Source organism: Allochromatium humboldtianum (assembly GCF_013385175.1).
GTDB lineage: Bacteria > Pseudomonadota > Gammaproteobacteria > Chromatiales > Chromatiaceae > Thermochromatium > Thermochromatium humboldtianum.
Genome location: NZ_JABZEO010000009.1, coordinates 178,312 through 194,613, shown reverse-complemented (window position 1 = coordinate 194,613; position 16,302 = coordinate 178,312). Strand labels below are relative to the sequence as shown.

Genomic DNA, 16,302 nt, shown 5'->3' with positions numbered 1-16,302 from the left:
CCCAGAACTATGTCAACGTCTCATCGTCCTGTATCGACAAGACCTACCCGTCGATCTATTACCATCTGAAGAAGGGGGCGGCTGAGGATGGCAGCGACGATGTCATCATGTTCCGCTGGCGAGTGGAGCAGATCGCCAACAATTACGCGACCGGCCCCAATGCCGGTAATTACAGCGCCACGAGTCCCTGGAGTTCGGCACTCTGGACCGTGCTGTTTGACGTGGACGGTGACGGTTATCGTGATCTCGCGGCGCATCTGAATGGCTCTTCGGGCAGCCCATCAGAGCCGATCGACATGATCGCCGGCATCTGGGGCAACATCCCGACTCAGTCCATCGACTATCTGTCCGATTCTAATAACATCAAGCTGATCGCGCACAATCCGACGGCATTCGCGTCTGGTAGTCAGCTGCTGAATTTCAACAGTAACTATCCAACAGCCCAGCCCAATACGACATGGCCATCCGGTTCGAGCACCAATAGCTGGGACTACGGCACTACCCGTGCCAAGCTGGTCTATACCGATTCCTGCACCGAGTATTTCATCGACTACCAGATTCCGGTGAAGATGCTGGATGCTTCCGGGCTAACCGGCTCCAATGGACAGCCTGGTCCAAAGATCGATCGCAATACACCTATCTCCATGCTGTTCTGCACCGCGAACAGCCTGAACAATCCGTTTCAGAAGGACTGCTCGCTCAATAGAACCTATATCGGGGATGCTTCCAAGCCGGGGCCGTTTGGCGATTATCTGTCGTTCAACAAGACAACGCCCTACGCCCAGCCGATTGTCTCCAGCGTAACAGCGACGGGGCCGAGTACCTGTTCGGGCAGCTACAGTCTGACGGCCAAGGTGCAGGATACGCTCTACGTCAATGATAGCGGCGCGATCGAGTCTTCGATCAAATCGGTAAAGTTCTATTATTGGCATGATCGGGATGGCGACGGCACCACGGCCGGCGATACCGGCAGCGTCTGGACTGAGGCGGCGCCCGGCAGCCTGAAAGCGGGCACGCTCAACACCTGGACCGCGACCTGGAACGCCACCAGCCTGGCCAAGGGCAAGTATCTGATCGGCGTGCAGGCGGTGGACGACAACACCAAGGTCGACGATGGCATCACGCCTTCCGGGATCGACAATCGAACCTTTTCCTATCTGAGCGGGAATACCGATGGTCAAATCTCCGTCGGTAATACCTTGGTCTCCGGAGTGACATTTCCGACGCATTCGCCGGAGATGTCTCCGGTTGCGACCGAAGATTGGTACGGTAATCCCGATGTCACCGGCATTCAGACGGCCCTGATCGGCGTGGCCATCAATGCGTGCGGCGTGGCTCCGACCATTGCCAAGATCGCCAGTAGCAGCAGTGTCGTCGCGGGCGGGACGGTGGATTACACCATCACCATCACGAATCCATCCAACAACAGTGATGCGATAACGGTCAGCAGCATCACCGATACTCTGCCAGCGGGGTTCAGTTTTGACTCGAATCAAGGCGGATCTCTGAATCCATCCGCATCGCCGGATAGCGGCAGCTATTCCTTGACCTGGACCTTTTCGCCGGAAGTCAGCATCCCCAAGGGCGAAACAAGAACCCTGATTTTTCGCGCAAATGCCAGCAGCGTCGCCGGTACCTATCAGAATACCGCCGGCGCTGCGACCAGCTTCGGCACCATCACGAGTGAGCCGGTGGCGATCGGCGTGGATGCGGCGCGGTTGTCGTTGAGCAAAACGCCGGATACCTACAGCGTAGCCGCCGATGACACGGATACCCTGACCTATACGTTGCGCTACAGCAACGATTCGGCGGTGACGGTCACGGCTGCCGGAATCACGGATGTTCTGCCGGCGGGCGTGACCTATTTCGGCTGCACGGGCGGAACACCTTCTTGTAGCGAGAGCGGGGGTTCCGTCACCTGGACACTGGGTGATTTGGCTGCTGGCGCCTCTGGTAGCGTCACCCTGACCATCAAAGTACCGACCAGTTATGGCGCCACGTCGCTGACCAACTCGGCCACCATCAGCGCCACGCCGCCGGGCGGTGGTGCGGCAGTCAGCTCGACGGCCAGCAGCACGGTGGCGGTGACGGGCGTGAACGTAGCCGGTACGCCGGCGTTTACTTTAGAGAAGACGGCGAGCGCGGTGTCGGTGGCGCCGGGTGGGTCGGTGACCTGGACGATCACCTATAAAAATTACGGAACGGCGGCGGCTAGTGGGGTTGTCGTGACCGATACATTGCCAGCGGGCCTGAACTATGCCTCAAATACTGGAGGAGGCACGCATAGCAATGGCGTCGTCACCTGGAATATCGGAACCGTTGCAGCCAATACGACTGGTTCAGTTACCGTGACCGCGACGGCGGCTGCGGCTCCGTTTACGTATCCCAATCCAGCAGCAAATAAAGCAAAAATAGTATGGACAGGTGATGCTACCGGAGTTACATCAACAAATGATGTTGGAATAACTGGACAGTATTGTAGTGCAGTCTTTTATTTTCGTCAGGGAAGCGATAACTTGCTTTCTACTATCAGACCAGCAATTTTGACGGAGCCGTCTAGCGCTTTGGATTATACAACAACTGTTACGGGAATAACGGATAACTCCTTTGAAGATTATACGTCAGAGCCAAATCAAATTATTTTTGAGCAACAGTCAGCTCTTGGTTTGGCGTTAGATTTGTCAAATAAAACATTGACCGTTAACTATCGTTTAAGTGCTCAGCAGGGAGGGGCAAGATCGCGTGTTATTCTGCGCAATGCCACGACGAATCAAACGATTGCAACAAGTGATGAAATTAACGTCTCTACAGGCACGGGAACATGGTACACTTATAGCGTAATAATACCAAATGGAACTACTTTAGGCGCAAATGATAAGCTTCGCTGGTATTTTCAATTCCGCGCGTCTGGTGGGAAAGACATTACTTTTCACTACGATAGTGTTACATCTAATTCTAGATCCTCGTTTTGCCAGACATCAGCGCCAGCAAATCTCTCGCTATCCAAAACCGTCGATAAGCCCTCGGTTACGGCTGGCAGCAATACGGATATCGCTTACACTCTAAAATTCGCTAACACTGGTGGAGTCGATGCCACTAGCGCAACCATTGCAGATACCCTTCCAGCGGGTGTAACCATCGCTTCGGCAACGCTTAATGGGGTTACGGTCAACCCTATGCCGACGCCGACATCGAATACTTACACTTTCAGCATCAAATCGACGACCTCGGATACCGCTGGCACCGTCAAGTTTGGCGAGAGCGGCACACTGGTCATCAACGCCACTGTCGGATCAGGCGTGGCGGCAGGCACCACGCTGACGAACAGCGCGGTCATAGCGGCGACTGGCCTGACCTCACCGCCTGCAGCAACGGCTACAACCACCGTCATTGCTGAAGGCGCAACGCCCACGCCCGCGCTTGCCCTCAACCTCTCCACCGACAAAACCAATCCCCTGCTTGGCGAGACCGTCACCTATACGCTGACCGTCGTCAACACTGGTGGGTCAGATGCGACGAATGTCGTGGTCAGCAATGTCGTGCCGACGGCAACTGGTTATACCTATGTCAGTTGCACAGGCGGTTGTACGAATAGCGGCGGCACCCTGACCTGGCCGACCATCGCAACCCTTGCGCCCGGCGCTTCCCAGTCCTACACCTACACCATGCAGGTGGCCATCACCGGCCTGCTCGATGGCGCTACCGTCATCCCCGATACGGCCCAGGCATCCGCGACGAGCGTCACCGAGGTCAACAGCAACGAAGTCAAGGTCACCCTCAACGCCAGCCCGCGCCTGACCCTGACCAAATCCGCCAGCCCGACGACCGGCCTGGCGCCCGGCAGCGAGATCGAATACACCCTGACCGTCGCCAACACAGGCAGCTCGTCCGCCAGCGGCGTGACCGTCAGCGACACCATCCCCGCCAATACCAGCTTCAAGGCGGTCACCGGCGGTACGGGCAGTTTCAACCCGCTGACCAATCGGGTGACATTCACCGAGGCATCGCTCGCCGGCAATGCCAGCGCAACGGTCAAATTCACGGTTACGGTCAACGACCTGCCGGCGGGGACGACCACCATCTCCAACGCCACGGCCACCGCCAGCGCCGGCAATGCCGCCAGCGTGACGGCTCCCACCGTCGACGTGAGCGCCAGCGCCTATCCGGTGCTGACGCTCACGGCCGCCGGCCCCTCGACCCTGGCCTATCCGACCGCGAAACTCACGGCGGCGGCCACCGGGGCGACCACCATCTTCGTCGACGACACCTCGGTCTTCGCCGTCGGCCAGTATGTCAACGTGGGCGGAACCAACGCCCAAATCACGGCGGTCTCCGGCAATTCGCTGACCCTGTCCGCGAGCGTCACCGGCACTCTGGGCGCCTCGGTCATCGGCAGCGTCACCCACAGCCTCACGCTGAAAAACACCGGCAACGCCACCGCGACCGCCGTTGGCATCGTCGATACCCTGGTTGGTACCGTCACTCCCGCGACCCCTTGGCCCGCCGGTTCGAGCGTCATCGCCACCAGTCCCAACGGCAGCCTGTCCGGAGCCGATAGCAACATCGTCACCTGGACCAACCTCGCCGATCTGCCGCCCGGCGCCTCGACCAGCGTCCAGGCGATCATCATGCCCGGCACGACCGGCACCCTGACCAGCAGCGGCACGGGCAACACCAGCAGCACCTGCAACCCAAACCCCTGCACCCCGACCGCCACTGTCACCACCGAAATCGGCGGACTCAAGATCACCAAGCGCACCACCACGCCCATCAGCACGGCGGGCGGAACCGCGACCTGGGTCATCGATGTCGTCAATTCGCTCGCCAGCAGCACCGTCACGACGGTGAGCGACATCCTGCCCTCCGGTTTCAGCTATGCCTCGACCGCCAGCGTCGTCAAGTCGGATGGTACCGCCGTGGTGCCGACAGCCTCTCCGACGGCGGGCAGCATCGAGCCGGCTTGGTCGCTGACCGTCCCCGCCAACGACACCGTGTCGATCACCTTCACCGCCAATGTTTCGGCGGATACCGGCGGCGCCCTGGCCCAGAACCCGGCCACCGCCGCGGGCGCGGCGGTCACGCCCTATGAGCCGCTCAACTCGACCCAGGAAGACGTGACCGTGCTCGGTTCCGGCATGGGCAACCTTCAGGGCTATGTCTACCAGGACAATGACAAGGACGGCTTCTACGACGCGACCATCGACACCGCACTGCCTTGGCAGACCGTGACGATCGTCGTCTCCGGGACGACCTATACGGCGTACTCCAACGAGGCTGGTTATTACAGCCGCGTGGTGCCGCAGGGCAGCGCATCCGTGACCGTACCGGACCAGTCTGGATTGACGTTGACGGTTCCGGCCACAAATCCGGCAACGGTGACCATCCCCGAGGGCGGCACCGCGACTCAGAACTTCGGCTTCAAGTCGGAAGGCTATCCCACCAGCGCCACGATTACGGGGCGAGTCTATTTCGACGCGAACAACAACGGCACTTTCGACGCCGGCGAGACCGTCTATTCCGGCATGCCTCTGACCGTCAGCGACGGCACCAATACCTGGACGGTCTATACCGACAGCTCGGGTATCTACGCCAAGGGCGGCCTGCCGACCAGCGGCAGCGCGACCGTGACGGTGAAGACGCCACCCGCCGGACTCAATGGCGCCAGCACGGCGAACGTCACCCTGGCGGCGGGCACGTTGACCCAGAACTTCCCCTACACCAGTACCGCCGGCAATCCTCCCGTCAATACGGTTCCGGACGCGCAGACGATCGTCAGCGGCGTCCAGACGGCGATCAGCGGTATTTCGGTGGCGGACACCGACACTAACCTGGCCACGGTTCGGTTGACGGTTGGCGCGGGCGCGCTGAATGTCACCCTTTCGGGCGGCGTAACCATCAGCGCTGGCGCAGACGGTTCGACGACCCTGACCCTAAGCGGCTCCCAGGCCGCCATCAATACCGTCCTCGGGACGCTGAAATTCACCGGCGCCGCCAATACCACGCTGACCGTTCTGAGCACCGATGCCACCAATCTGACCGATACGGATACGGTCGTGATCACCGTCACGGCGGCTCCGGCGCCCGATGTCCAGGCCCAGGTCGATGCGCCCGCGAGCGCCGCTGCCGGCGGTCTGGTGACTACTCTCCTGACCTTTGCCAACCAGGGCACGGACACGGCGGAGGACGTGACCTACACCGTGACGCTGCCGGCCGGCCTGACGAGCGTCGATTGCGCCGGCGCGACCTGTAGCTACAGCGGTACGACTCTGACGCTCACGGGCCTGCCCGCCGTGCTGATTCCCGGTCAGGTCGAGCATGTGCTCGTGAGCTATACGGCGCCGGCGTCCGGTTCGGCCTCGGTAACGGCGACGATCGCCACCACGACCTCCGGCGAGACGCCGACCGCCAACAACACCGCCACCGACAGCACGACCGTCTCTACGTCGGTCGTCGATGTCGCCGCCTGGCTGACGGTTCCGCCGAGCGCCACGACCGGCACCACCGTCACGGTCCCGGTCGGCTTCGTCAACCTGGGTGCGACTTCGGCTACAGGCGTGACTTACAGCCTGACTCTGCCTGCCGGTTTGACTGGCGTGACCTGCACGGGCAGCGGCGTCAGTTGCAGTTATAGCGGCACCACGGTCACCATCACCGGCCTGCCGGTCACCCTCGCACCCGGTCAGGCGGTCGATCTGACCCTGACTTACATCGCTCCGGCGACGGGACCGGTGGCCGTGACCGCTACCGTCAGCGCCACTGGAGATCCGGACACAGCCGGCAACAACAGCGCCACCGACAGCACCGCCATCACCGCATCCGCCGTTCCCGATGTCCTGAGCAGCGTCGCTCCGCCCGCCAGCGCCCCGGCCGGCGCCACCGTGACCGTCCCGCTGGTCTATCGCAACCTCGGCCCGGCCGCGGCGCCGGTGACGACTTATAACCTGACCTTCTCGGACGCGGCGGTTGCGGCCAATAGCATCGAAATCCGCAACAACGGCGCCCTCTGCACCTATGCCGGCAATGCCCTGACCGGCTGCGGCCTACCCGCCACGCTCAACCCCGGCCAGGCGGTCGAACTGGTCCTGACCTACACCTCCCCCGCCAGCGGCACGGTGACGGTGACATCCACCATCGCGGCGACCGGCGAGACCCACACCGCGAACAACGCCTCGACCGGTTCCACGGACATCAGCGCCACTGCGGTGGCCAACGTCTACACCACGGTCGATGTCCCGGCCAGCGTGCCAGCGGGCGGTAACGTCCAGGCGCGGGTGACCTTCGGTAACCAGGGCGAGTCCCAAGCCGATGGCGTCACCTACGCCGTTGTGCTGGCGCCCGGCCTGAGCGGCGTCTCCTGCTCGGGCGCGGCCTGCGTCTACGACAGCGCCACGGGCATCCTGACTCTCACCGGCCTGCCGACCAGCCTGCCTCCCGGCCAGAGCGCCACGGTGCTCATCGACTATCTGGCGCCGGCCACGGGCGCGAGCAGCCTGGAGATCCAGTCGCGCATCGACACCGCCAGCGCCGAGGCCACCACCAACGACAATGCCGCCGGCGCCGGCACGGCGGTGACGGGATCGGCGGTGGCGGATGTCACCACCTGGATCGACGCCCCGGCGGCGATCGCCAGCGGCGCGACGTCCACGGTCAACGCCGGCTTCACCAACCTGGGCACCGCCAGTGCGACCGGCGTCACCTATACGCTGACCTTCACCGGCGCGCCCACCAACGTGTCCGTGACCCATCAGGGCACTGCCTGCACCTACACTGCCGGAACGGGCGCGGTGACCGGCTGCGGTCTGCCGACCACCCTGACGGCAGGGCAGCGGGTCGATCTGGCGGCGACCTATACGGCGCCGACGACCGGTCCAGTGGTGGCCACCAGCACCGTCGGCGCCGCGAACGATAGCGACACCGGCAACAACACCGCCAGCGCCAGCACCGCCATCAGCGCCGCCACCACGGCCGATGTCACCGCTGCGGTCGCGCCGCCGGCCAGCGCCACGGCCGGTAGCACGGTTACGGTGCCGTTCAGCTTCGCCAATCTGGGACCGGCCGCGGCGGCGGACGTCGGTTACAGCCTGACCCTGACTGGTTCGCCCACCAATCAGGTCATCACCTACAACGGTGCTACCTGTACCTACAGCGGCGGGGCCATCACCGGCTGCGACCTGCCGGCGACCCTGGCCCCCGGCCAGACCCTGAATCTGACGTTGACCTATACCGCCCCCGGCAGCGCGGTTGGCGTGACCGCCGCGGTCACCACCTCGACCAGTCAGAGCAGTACCGCCAACGACAGCGCCTCCGGCAGCACCGGCATCGTCGCGGCGCCGACGGTCGATGTCTATGCCCTGGTCGATGCGCCGGCCACGGCCACCGGCGGCGCGGCGGTCGATGTCACGTTGACCTTCGGCAATGCGGGCAACAGCACTGCCAACGGCGTGACCTACAGCGCCCTGCTGCCGGCGGGCCTGACCGGCGTCTCCTGCACCGCCGGCGCCACCGCCTGCACCTACGACAGCGCCAGCGGCGTGGTGACGATCACCTTTGCAACCAACACCCTGGCAAGTAGCGCTACACAAACCGCCACCCTGCGCTATACGGCCCCGCTGACGGCGGGCACCGTGGATGTCATCGCGCGCGTCAGCGCCACCGGCGATCCCGGTACCGGCGGCAACAACAGCGCCAGCGACACGACCCTGGTGAACGCGGCGCCGACGGCGGCCGACATGGGCATCGCCTTTAGCGGCTTCCCGGCGGCGGCCAGTCCCGGCGCGACGGTAACGGGCACGGTGACCTGTCCCAATGCGGGTCCGGCGGCAGCCACGCAGGCGACCTGTAGCGTAACGGGCGGGACGCTGTCGAATTGCTCACTCGCCCTCCCGGTCGCCAGTCTGGCAAATGGCGCGAGCGTTAGTTGCACGGTGACGGCCACAGCGCCGACCACCGGCCTACTGAGCCTCTCCGGCAGCACCTCGACGACGAGTACCGATGGCAATGTTGCCAATAACACCGCCGGCGTCTCCGCCAAGGTCGTGGATGCCGTCGATGATGCCGCCGCGACGCTGACCCAGTCGGTCAGCGGCACAGAGACGTATGATTTGCTGACGAACGATAGAGTCGGCACGGATCCGGCGACCATCGCCAATGTCACTCCGAGCCTCGTCGGTCTGACCAAGGATGGGCAAGCCTTTACCGATACCCGTGGCTGGTTCACGCTGAATGCTGGCGGGCAGTTCGTGGCGGCGAAAACCGCCGATGTCGGCGTCTATGTCGTGACCTATCGAATCTGCGCAAATCCTGCGACGACCCCGCCGGCCTGCGACACGGCGACCAAGACGATCACTGTCAGTCTAGCCGCATTGCCCGACCTGACGCTTGCCAAAACCCATACGGGCGATTTCGTACAGGGCCAGACCGGAGCACAGTACATCTTAACGGTCACCAATAGCGGTACCGGACCGACCACCGGAACTGTGACTGTGAGCGACACACTGCCCACGGGCCTGACCGCCACGGCGATCAGCGGCAGCGGCTGGGCGTGCGTTCTGAGCACGCTGACCTGCTCGCGCTCGGATGTACTGGAGGCCGAATCCAGCTATCCGGCCATCACCCTGACAGTGGACGTCGCAGCAGACGCCCCTGCCAGCGTAACCAATACGGCGAGCGTCAGCGGCGGCGGCGATGTAACCCCTGACAACAACACCGCCAGCGATGTCACGACCATCGGCTCTGGACCGGATCTGGTGCTGATCAAGAGCCATACGGGTGACTTCAGCGCCGGTCAGCGCGGAGCGATCTACACCCTACGAGTGACCAACCAGGGCGGTCAGACCACCAGTGGTTCCGTGACCGTCACCGATACCCTGCCGACCGGTCTGACGGCCACCGCGTTTTCGGGCGGCGGCTGGACCTGCACGCTCACGCCCCTGAGCTGTAGCCGCGCCGACGCACTGGCCGCCGGGGCAAGCTATCCGCCCATCACCCTGACAGTGGACGTGGCCGCCGAGGCTCCGACGAGTGTGACCAACAGCGCCGGTGTCAGCGGCGGCGGCGATATCAACCCCGACAACAACAGCGCCGAAGACGAGACCCGCATCCTGGGGCTGAACGGACGCATCAGCGGTCGTGTGTTCGCCGATCTGGACGGTGACGGCGTGCAAGGCCCCGGCGAACCCGGTATCTCCGGAGTACTGGTGACGCTTACATCCGTCAGTGACGGCTCGAATTCCAGCACGACTCTGACTGATTCAAGCGGGCGTTATCAGTTCGACCCGGTCGTACCTGGTTCCTATATCCTGGTCGAAACCGACCCGCCCAATTACGCCAGCACCACGCTGAACAACATCCCCGCCTCAGTGGCAGCCAACGGTGAGGTCGTGGTCGATTTCGGCGATCAGCCGCTCGGCACCATCTCGGGGCGCGTGTTCGAGGATATCAACGGCGACGGTCTGCTCAATGGTGCTGAGACCGGACTGGCAGGCGTAACAGTGATACTGACGAACGAACAGGGCGCGACCCGGACCGCTGTGACCGATGCCAATGGTCTCTATCTGTTCGATCAGGTCAGCGTGGGCCGCTACAGCGTGCGCGAAACCGATCCGGACGGCTATGTAAGCACCACGCTCAATTTGTTGCCGGTCCGAATCCAGGCATTCGTGCTCAATGGCCAGGCGGTCGCGAGCGCGGCCAATGCCAACTTCGGCGATCAACGCAGCTCATCGGTCTCCGGGCGTGTTTTCGCTGATAACAATGGCGATGGTCTGCAGGATGGCGGCGCGCTGGGCATTGCCAATGTTCTGGTCGAACTGCGCGGACAGTCCGACACGCTCATCCGGAGCACTCGCACCGGGCCTGATGGAAGCTATCGTTTCGATGGCTTGGATGCCGGTGCCTACAGCGTCGTCGAAACCGACCTGGATCGCTGGTTCAGCACTACCTCGAACCGGGTCGCGATCAATCTGGCCGCCGGCGGCGGAGCCACGGTTAATTTCGGCGACCAACTTCGCGGCACGGTCTCAGGACGGGTGTTCCGCGATCTGGACGGCAATGGCCAGCAGGGTAGCGCCGAATACGGTCTGGCGGACGTCACTGTGACTCTGCGCTCTCTGACCGGATCAGGTCTGCTTCTGACCGCGATGACCAACACCGTCGGTGAATACCTGTTCGATTCGATTCCAGCCGGTGCCTATGAGGTCGTGGAGACCGATCCGGTCGGCTATGTCAGCACGACCACGAATCGCGTGGCCGTCAGTCTGGCCGCCGAGCCCAACGGTCAGGTCGGTGCAGCCACAGCTAATTTCGGCGATCAACCCCGTCTCGCCATTTCCGGGCGCGTATTCATGGATTTGAGCGGCAACGGCGTCCAGGAACAGGGAGAGAATGGCTTGGGCGGCATCCTCGTCACGCTCAAGCGCGATGGAGTGGTGCTAGCCACGGCCCTGACCGCCGGCAATGGCGCCTATCTGTTCAGTGATCTGCCGCCCGGCGTCTACCGTGTCGAACGGGATATCATTCCGGATCATCTGGCCACGAGTCCTACTCCCTTGACCGTCAGTCTCAGCATTGATGGAAGCGCGACGGCCAATTTCGGCGTGCAACCGATCGGACTCGTCTATGGTCGGGTCGTCATAGATACCAACGGCAACGGTCGCGTCGATACAGGCGAGTTGGGTGTCGGAGGAATCCGCATCGACCTGCTATCAACGAACGCGGCTTCCGGTTGGCGATCCCTGTTCGGTACGGCGGCTTCAGAAGCGTTGCGCCTTGAGATCACGTCTGGTGATGGGCGCTATCTGTTCCTCGATGTCGAGCCGGAAAACTACACCGTCGTCTCCACGCCGCCTGCGAATTTCGTCAATACCACACCGATCCGTCAGAACGTGACCGTGACCTTGACTACGCCGGGTCGGGCGGATTTCGGCCTGATTCGCTATGGCAGCATCACGGGTCGCGTCTTCCAGGATCTCAATGACAACGATGTCGACGACGATGAACCCGGTTTGGGGGGCGTACTGATCGAGCTGACCGATAGCACTGGAACATTGATTTCCAGTACACGTACATCGGGGGATGGTTACTTCCTATTCGAGGATCTCGATTTTGGCGACTATATCCTGATCGAGACCGATCCGAGCGGGTTCACCAGCACATCCGGTCTCAACCGTGTGGAGGTGCGTCTTGACGAAGAACGCGCGGCAACGGCCTTGAGTTTCCCGGATCGGCTTGAAATCGATGATCCTGTGAGACCGCCGCCCTCGCCGAATCCGATTCCGACCCTCTCGGAATGGGCGCTCATACTGCTGATGCTGTCGATGCTCGGCCTGGCCCTGCGCTTTCACAGAACGAGACCGCAATCCGTGAATCGGCGATGATGCGCTCGCAAATGCCTATGCTCAGGCGTTTCGTGCTCGAACTCTGCTTGTGGCTGCCCGTGTGTGGGCAGCGCAGTTCCAGAGCTTCGTGATGAGCCTCGCCGGATTCGCGCCAGGATCGGTCTCTGCGGCGCGCTGATCGAGGCTCACCACTGGCGTCAAGCGTGCCCGATCAACTCATCGATATGGGTGCTCACACAGCGCCCGAGCGCCGAGAGCACATAGCCGCCCTCCAGACAGGACACCACCCGCTCCTGACTATGGCGCTTGGCCAGCTGATGGATCTCGCGCGTGATCCAGCCATAGTCGGCCGTGTGCAGATTGAAGTGCGCCATGTCGTCCTCGATATGCCCATCGAAGCCGGCTGAAATCATGATCAGCTGCGGCTGGAAGTCCTCCAGCCGCGGCAACCAGGCCTGTTCGACCGCCGCCTTGAACGCCGCCCCATCGGTCAGGCGCGGCAGGGGCAGGTTGACGACATTGGGCGCGTCGGTATCCGCTCCCGTGCCCGGATAGAAGGGATGCTGGAAGCTGGAGCAGAACAGAATCCGCTCGTCCCCGATCACGATCTCCTCGGTGCCGTCGCCGTGATGGACATCGAAGTCGACGATCGCCACCCGTTCCAACCCGTGATGTTCCAGGGCGTGCAGCGCGCCGATGGCGACATTGTTGAAGATGCAGAACCCGCTCCCCTTGGCGCGTCCGGCATGATGACCCGGCGGACGCACGGCACAAAACGCGGCATGATGCCGTTCACCCATCACCAGATCCACGCCCAGGATCGCCGCGCCCGCCGCATGTAGCGCCGCCTCCAGCGTGTGACTGTTCATGGCCGTGTCGCCGTCGATCCAGGCCAGCACGTCCTCGGCCTGGGGCGCGGCGGCCATGATGGTCTCGATATAGTCGCGATCGTGGGCGCGCGCGATCTGCTCGACGCCGGCCTTGGGTGCGTCATAATGGGTGAGTAACATCTCCATGCCGGAGGCGATCAGTCGGTCCTGGATCGCATAGAGCCGTTCGGGGCATTCGGGGTGATGGGCCCCCATCCGATGTTCGCGACAGGACGGATGTGAGATGAAGGCGAGGTTCATAGAAGGCTGTCCTCAAGACTCGATCGCCACGCTTGACCCATGGGGGTAGGAAGCGATTCTTTTCTTCAACTGGCTTGCGGCCAAACTCGTGGCCGCCGTGCGGTGGCCATGCCACAGATTAAACCCTTTTTCGGCTCGGAGTGCGGATCTCATGCGTTTGACGGATATCGACCAACTCTTCACGCCGGGGGCCGTGGCCGTCTTCGGCGCCAGTGACAACGACGGCTCGATCGGCGGCCTGGTCTTTCGCAACCTGCTCGCCGGCGGTTACAAAGGCCAGTGTTACGCCATCAATCCCAAATATACCGAGGTGGCGGGCCAGCCCTGCTACAGCGACCTGAACGCGCTGGACAAGCAGATCGATCTGGCCCTGATCGCCACGCCGGGCGAGTGCGTGCCGGCCATCCTCGACCAGTGCGGCAGCTATGGCGTCAAGGCCGCCGTGGTGCACTCGGCCGGATTCGGCGAGCACGGTGAGCGCGGCATCGCACTCCAGGAGAAGATGGTCGAGGCGGCGCGGCGCAACCGCATCCGCGTCATGGGGCCGAACTGTCTGGGCGTGATGCGTCCGCAGCACGGCCTGAACGCCAGCGTCGGCGAGGATCTGCCGCGCCGGGGCAATGTGGCCCTGGTCTCGCAGTCGGGCGCCATCTGTACCGCCATGATCGACTGGTCGGAGTCGCGCGGCGTGGGTTTCTCGGCGGTGGTCTCGATCGGGGCGGCGGCGGATGTGGACTTCGGCGACATCCTCGACTATCTGGCGCTCGACACCCAGACCCAGTGCATCCTGCTCTATGTCGAGGGCATCCGTCACGCGCGCCACTTCATGAGCGGTCTGCGCGCGGCGGCAAGGCTCAAGCCGGTGGTCATCGTCAAGGCCGGACGCCATCCGGCCGGGACGCGGGCCATCAAGTCGCACACCGGCGGCTTCGTCGGCTCGGCCGAGGTGTTTCGCGCCGTCACCGACCGCGCCGGCGTGGTTCAGGTGGCCAATCTGGATCAGCTCTTCGCCGCTGCACAGGTGTTCGGCACCCGGCGCCGGCTGGCGGGGGATCGCATCGCCATCATCACCAATGGCGGCGGGCCGGGCGTACTGGCGGCCGACCGCACGGTGGAGCTGGGTCTGACCCTGGCACAGTTCACCGAGTCCACGCGCCAGAAGCTCGAACAGGCACTGCCCGACTACTGGTCGCACGGCAACCCGATCGACATCATCGGCGACGCGCCGCCCGAGCGCTATCGGGTCGCACTCGAAGCCTGCCTGGCCGACCCAGAGGTCGATGGCGTGCTCTGCATCCTGGCCCCGCTGGTGTTCGGCGATCCGGTGGCCACCGCCCAGCAGGTCATCGAGGCCGCCAAGGGCAGCCGCAAGCCGGTGTTGGCCTGCTGGATGGGCGGCAAGCGGGTGCTGGAGGCCCAGGCGCTGCTCTCCGAGAAGGACGTGCCCCAATTCGACAGCCCGGAAGCGGCGGTCGAAGCCTTCTCCTTCCTGGCCATCCATCAGCGCAACCAGAAGCTCCTGATGCAGTCGCCGGCACCGCTCTCCTACGAAGATCCGCCCGATGTCGAGGGCGCGCGCCTGATCATCGAGGGCGTGATGTCCGAGGGGCGCAAGGTGCTCGGGACCATCGAGGCCAAGGCCATCCTCTCGGCTTTCCGCATCCCGACCATGCAGGCGATCCTGGCCCGCACCCCGAACGAGGCGCTGATGGCGGCTCAGGCGCTGGGCTTTCCGGTGGTGATGAAGATCAACTCGCCCGATCTGGAGCACAAGTCGGACGTCGATGGCGTCAAGCTCAACATCGACGACGCTCAGTCGGTGCGCCGAACCTTCACCGAGATCATGGAGCGCGCCAAGCGGCTGCGCCCGGATGCGCGTTTCGACGGCATCACGGTCGAGCGCATGGTCTCCACGCGCGCGGCGCGCGAGCTGATGATCGGCGTCTTCCGCGACAAGATCTTCGGCCCGGTGATCCTGTTCGGCGCCGGCGGCACCAAGGTCGAGGTGCTGGGCGACCGGGCGCTGGGGTTGCCGCCGCTCAACGCCTTCATCATCGAGACCATGATCGATCACACGCGGGTGGCGCGGCTGATGGGCGCCTTCCAGCACATGCCGCCGATGAACCGGGTGGCGCTCGCGCGCATCCTCCAGCGCGTCTCGGAGATGGTCTGCGAATTGCCTGAACTCATCAGCATGGACATCAACCCCCTGATCGGCAACGACAAGGAGGTGATCGCCGTGGATGTGCGCATCAAGGTCGACTACCGTCCGCCGCAACAGCCGACCTATGGTCACATGGCCATCCATCCCTATCCGAGCCATCTGATCGAGCGCGTGCAACTGCCCGACGGCCGGGATCTGGTCATCCGCCCGATCCGGCCCGAGGACGCCGAGATGGAGCAGGCGTTCGTGCGCGGACTCTCGGAGCAGACCAAGTATTTCCGCTTCATGCAGGCGATCAAGGAACTCACGCCCGAGATGCTGGTGCGCTTCACCCAGATCGACTACGACCGCGAGATGGCCCTGATCGGCGTGCTGGAAGAGAACGGCGTGGAGATCGAGGTCGGGGTGGCGCGTTACATGAGTCGTCCGGGCGGTGAGAGCTGCGAGTTCGCCATCGTCGTTTCGGACAACCATCGCAACCTGGGCATCGGTGCGCGCCTGATGCGCTCGCTGATGCAGAACGCGCGCCTACGCGGGTTCCGCCTCATGGACGGCGAGGTGCTGACGGCCAATTCGCGCATGCTGGCGTTGATGAAGTCGCTCGGCTTCCGCATCGAGAGCGATCCGCAGGATCTGGCCGTCAAGCTCGTGACCAAGGTGCTGTAAGGGCCTG

General features: G+C 63.3%; 3 protein-coding genes. 2 read left to right on the top strand and 1 reads right to left on the bottom strand.

The window, feature by feature from the left end:
- Window positions 1-107 precede the first annotated feature (107 nt).
- Complete coding sequence (locus tag HW932_RS14335; RefSeq protein ID WP_222932384.1) at window positions 108-12,374, top strand: IPTL-CTERM sorting domain-containing protein; 12,267 nt, start codon at window positions 108-110, stop codon at window positions 12,372-12,374.
- A gap of 158 nt (window positions 12,375-12,532) precedes the next feature.
- Here HW932_RS14335 and HW932_RS14330 read toward each other — a convergent pair whose 3' ends face one another.
- Window positions 12,533-13,465, bottom strand: coding sequence for a histone deacetylase family protein (locus HW932_RS14330; RefSeq protein WP_176977165.1), 933 nt, complete (start codon window positions 13,463-13,465; stop codon window positions 12,533-12,535).
- A 151-nt stretch (window positions 13,466-13,616) separates the two neighbouring features.
- On the opposite strand from HW932_RS14330, the gene HW932_RS14325 reads away from it, so the two are divergent.
- Window positions 13,617-16,295, top strand: a complete 2,679-nt coding sequence (locus tag HW932_RS14325) for a bifunctional acetate--CoA ligase family protein/GNAT family N-acetyltransferase (protein ID WP_176977164.1) — start codon at window positions 13,617-13,619, stop codon at window positions 16,293-16,295.
- Window positions 16,296-16,302: the final 7 nt, after the last annotated feature.

What these genes read in the sequence shown, in the direction of transcription:
- HW932_RS14335 (WP_222932384.1), top strand. Translation starts at nt 108, where the DNA reads ATGTTCCGCTGGCGAGTGGAGCAGATCGCCAACAATTACGCGACCGGC.
- HW932_RS14330 (WP_176977165.1), bottom strand. Translation starts at nt 13,465, where the DNA reads ATGAACCTCGCCTTCATCTCACATCCGTCCTGTCGCGAACATCGGATG.
- HW932_RS14325 (WP_176977164.1), top strand. Translation starts at nt 13,617, where the DNA reads ATGCGTTTGACGGATATCGACCAACTCTTCACGCCGGGGGCCGTGGCC.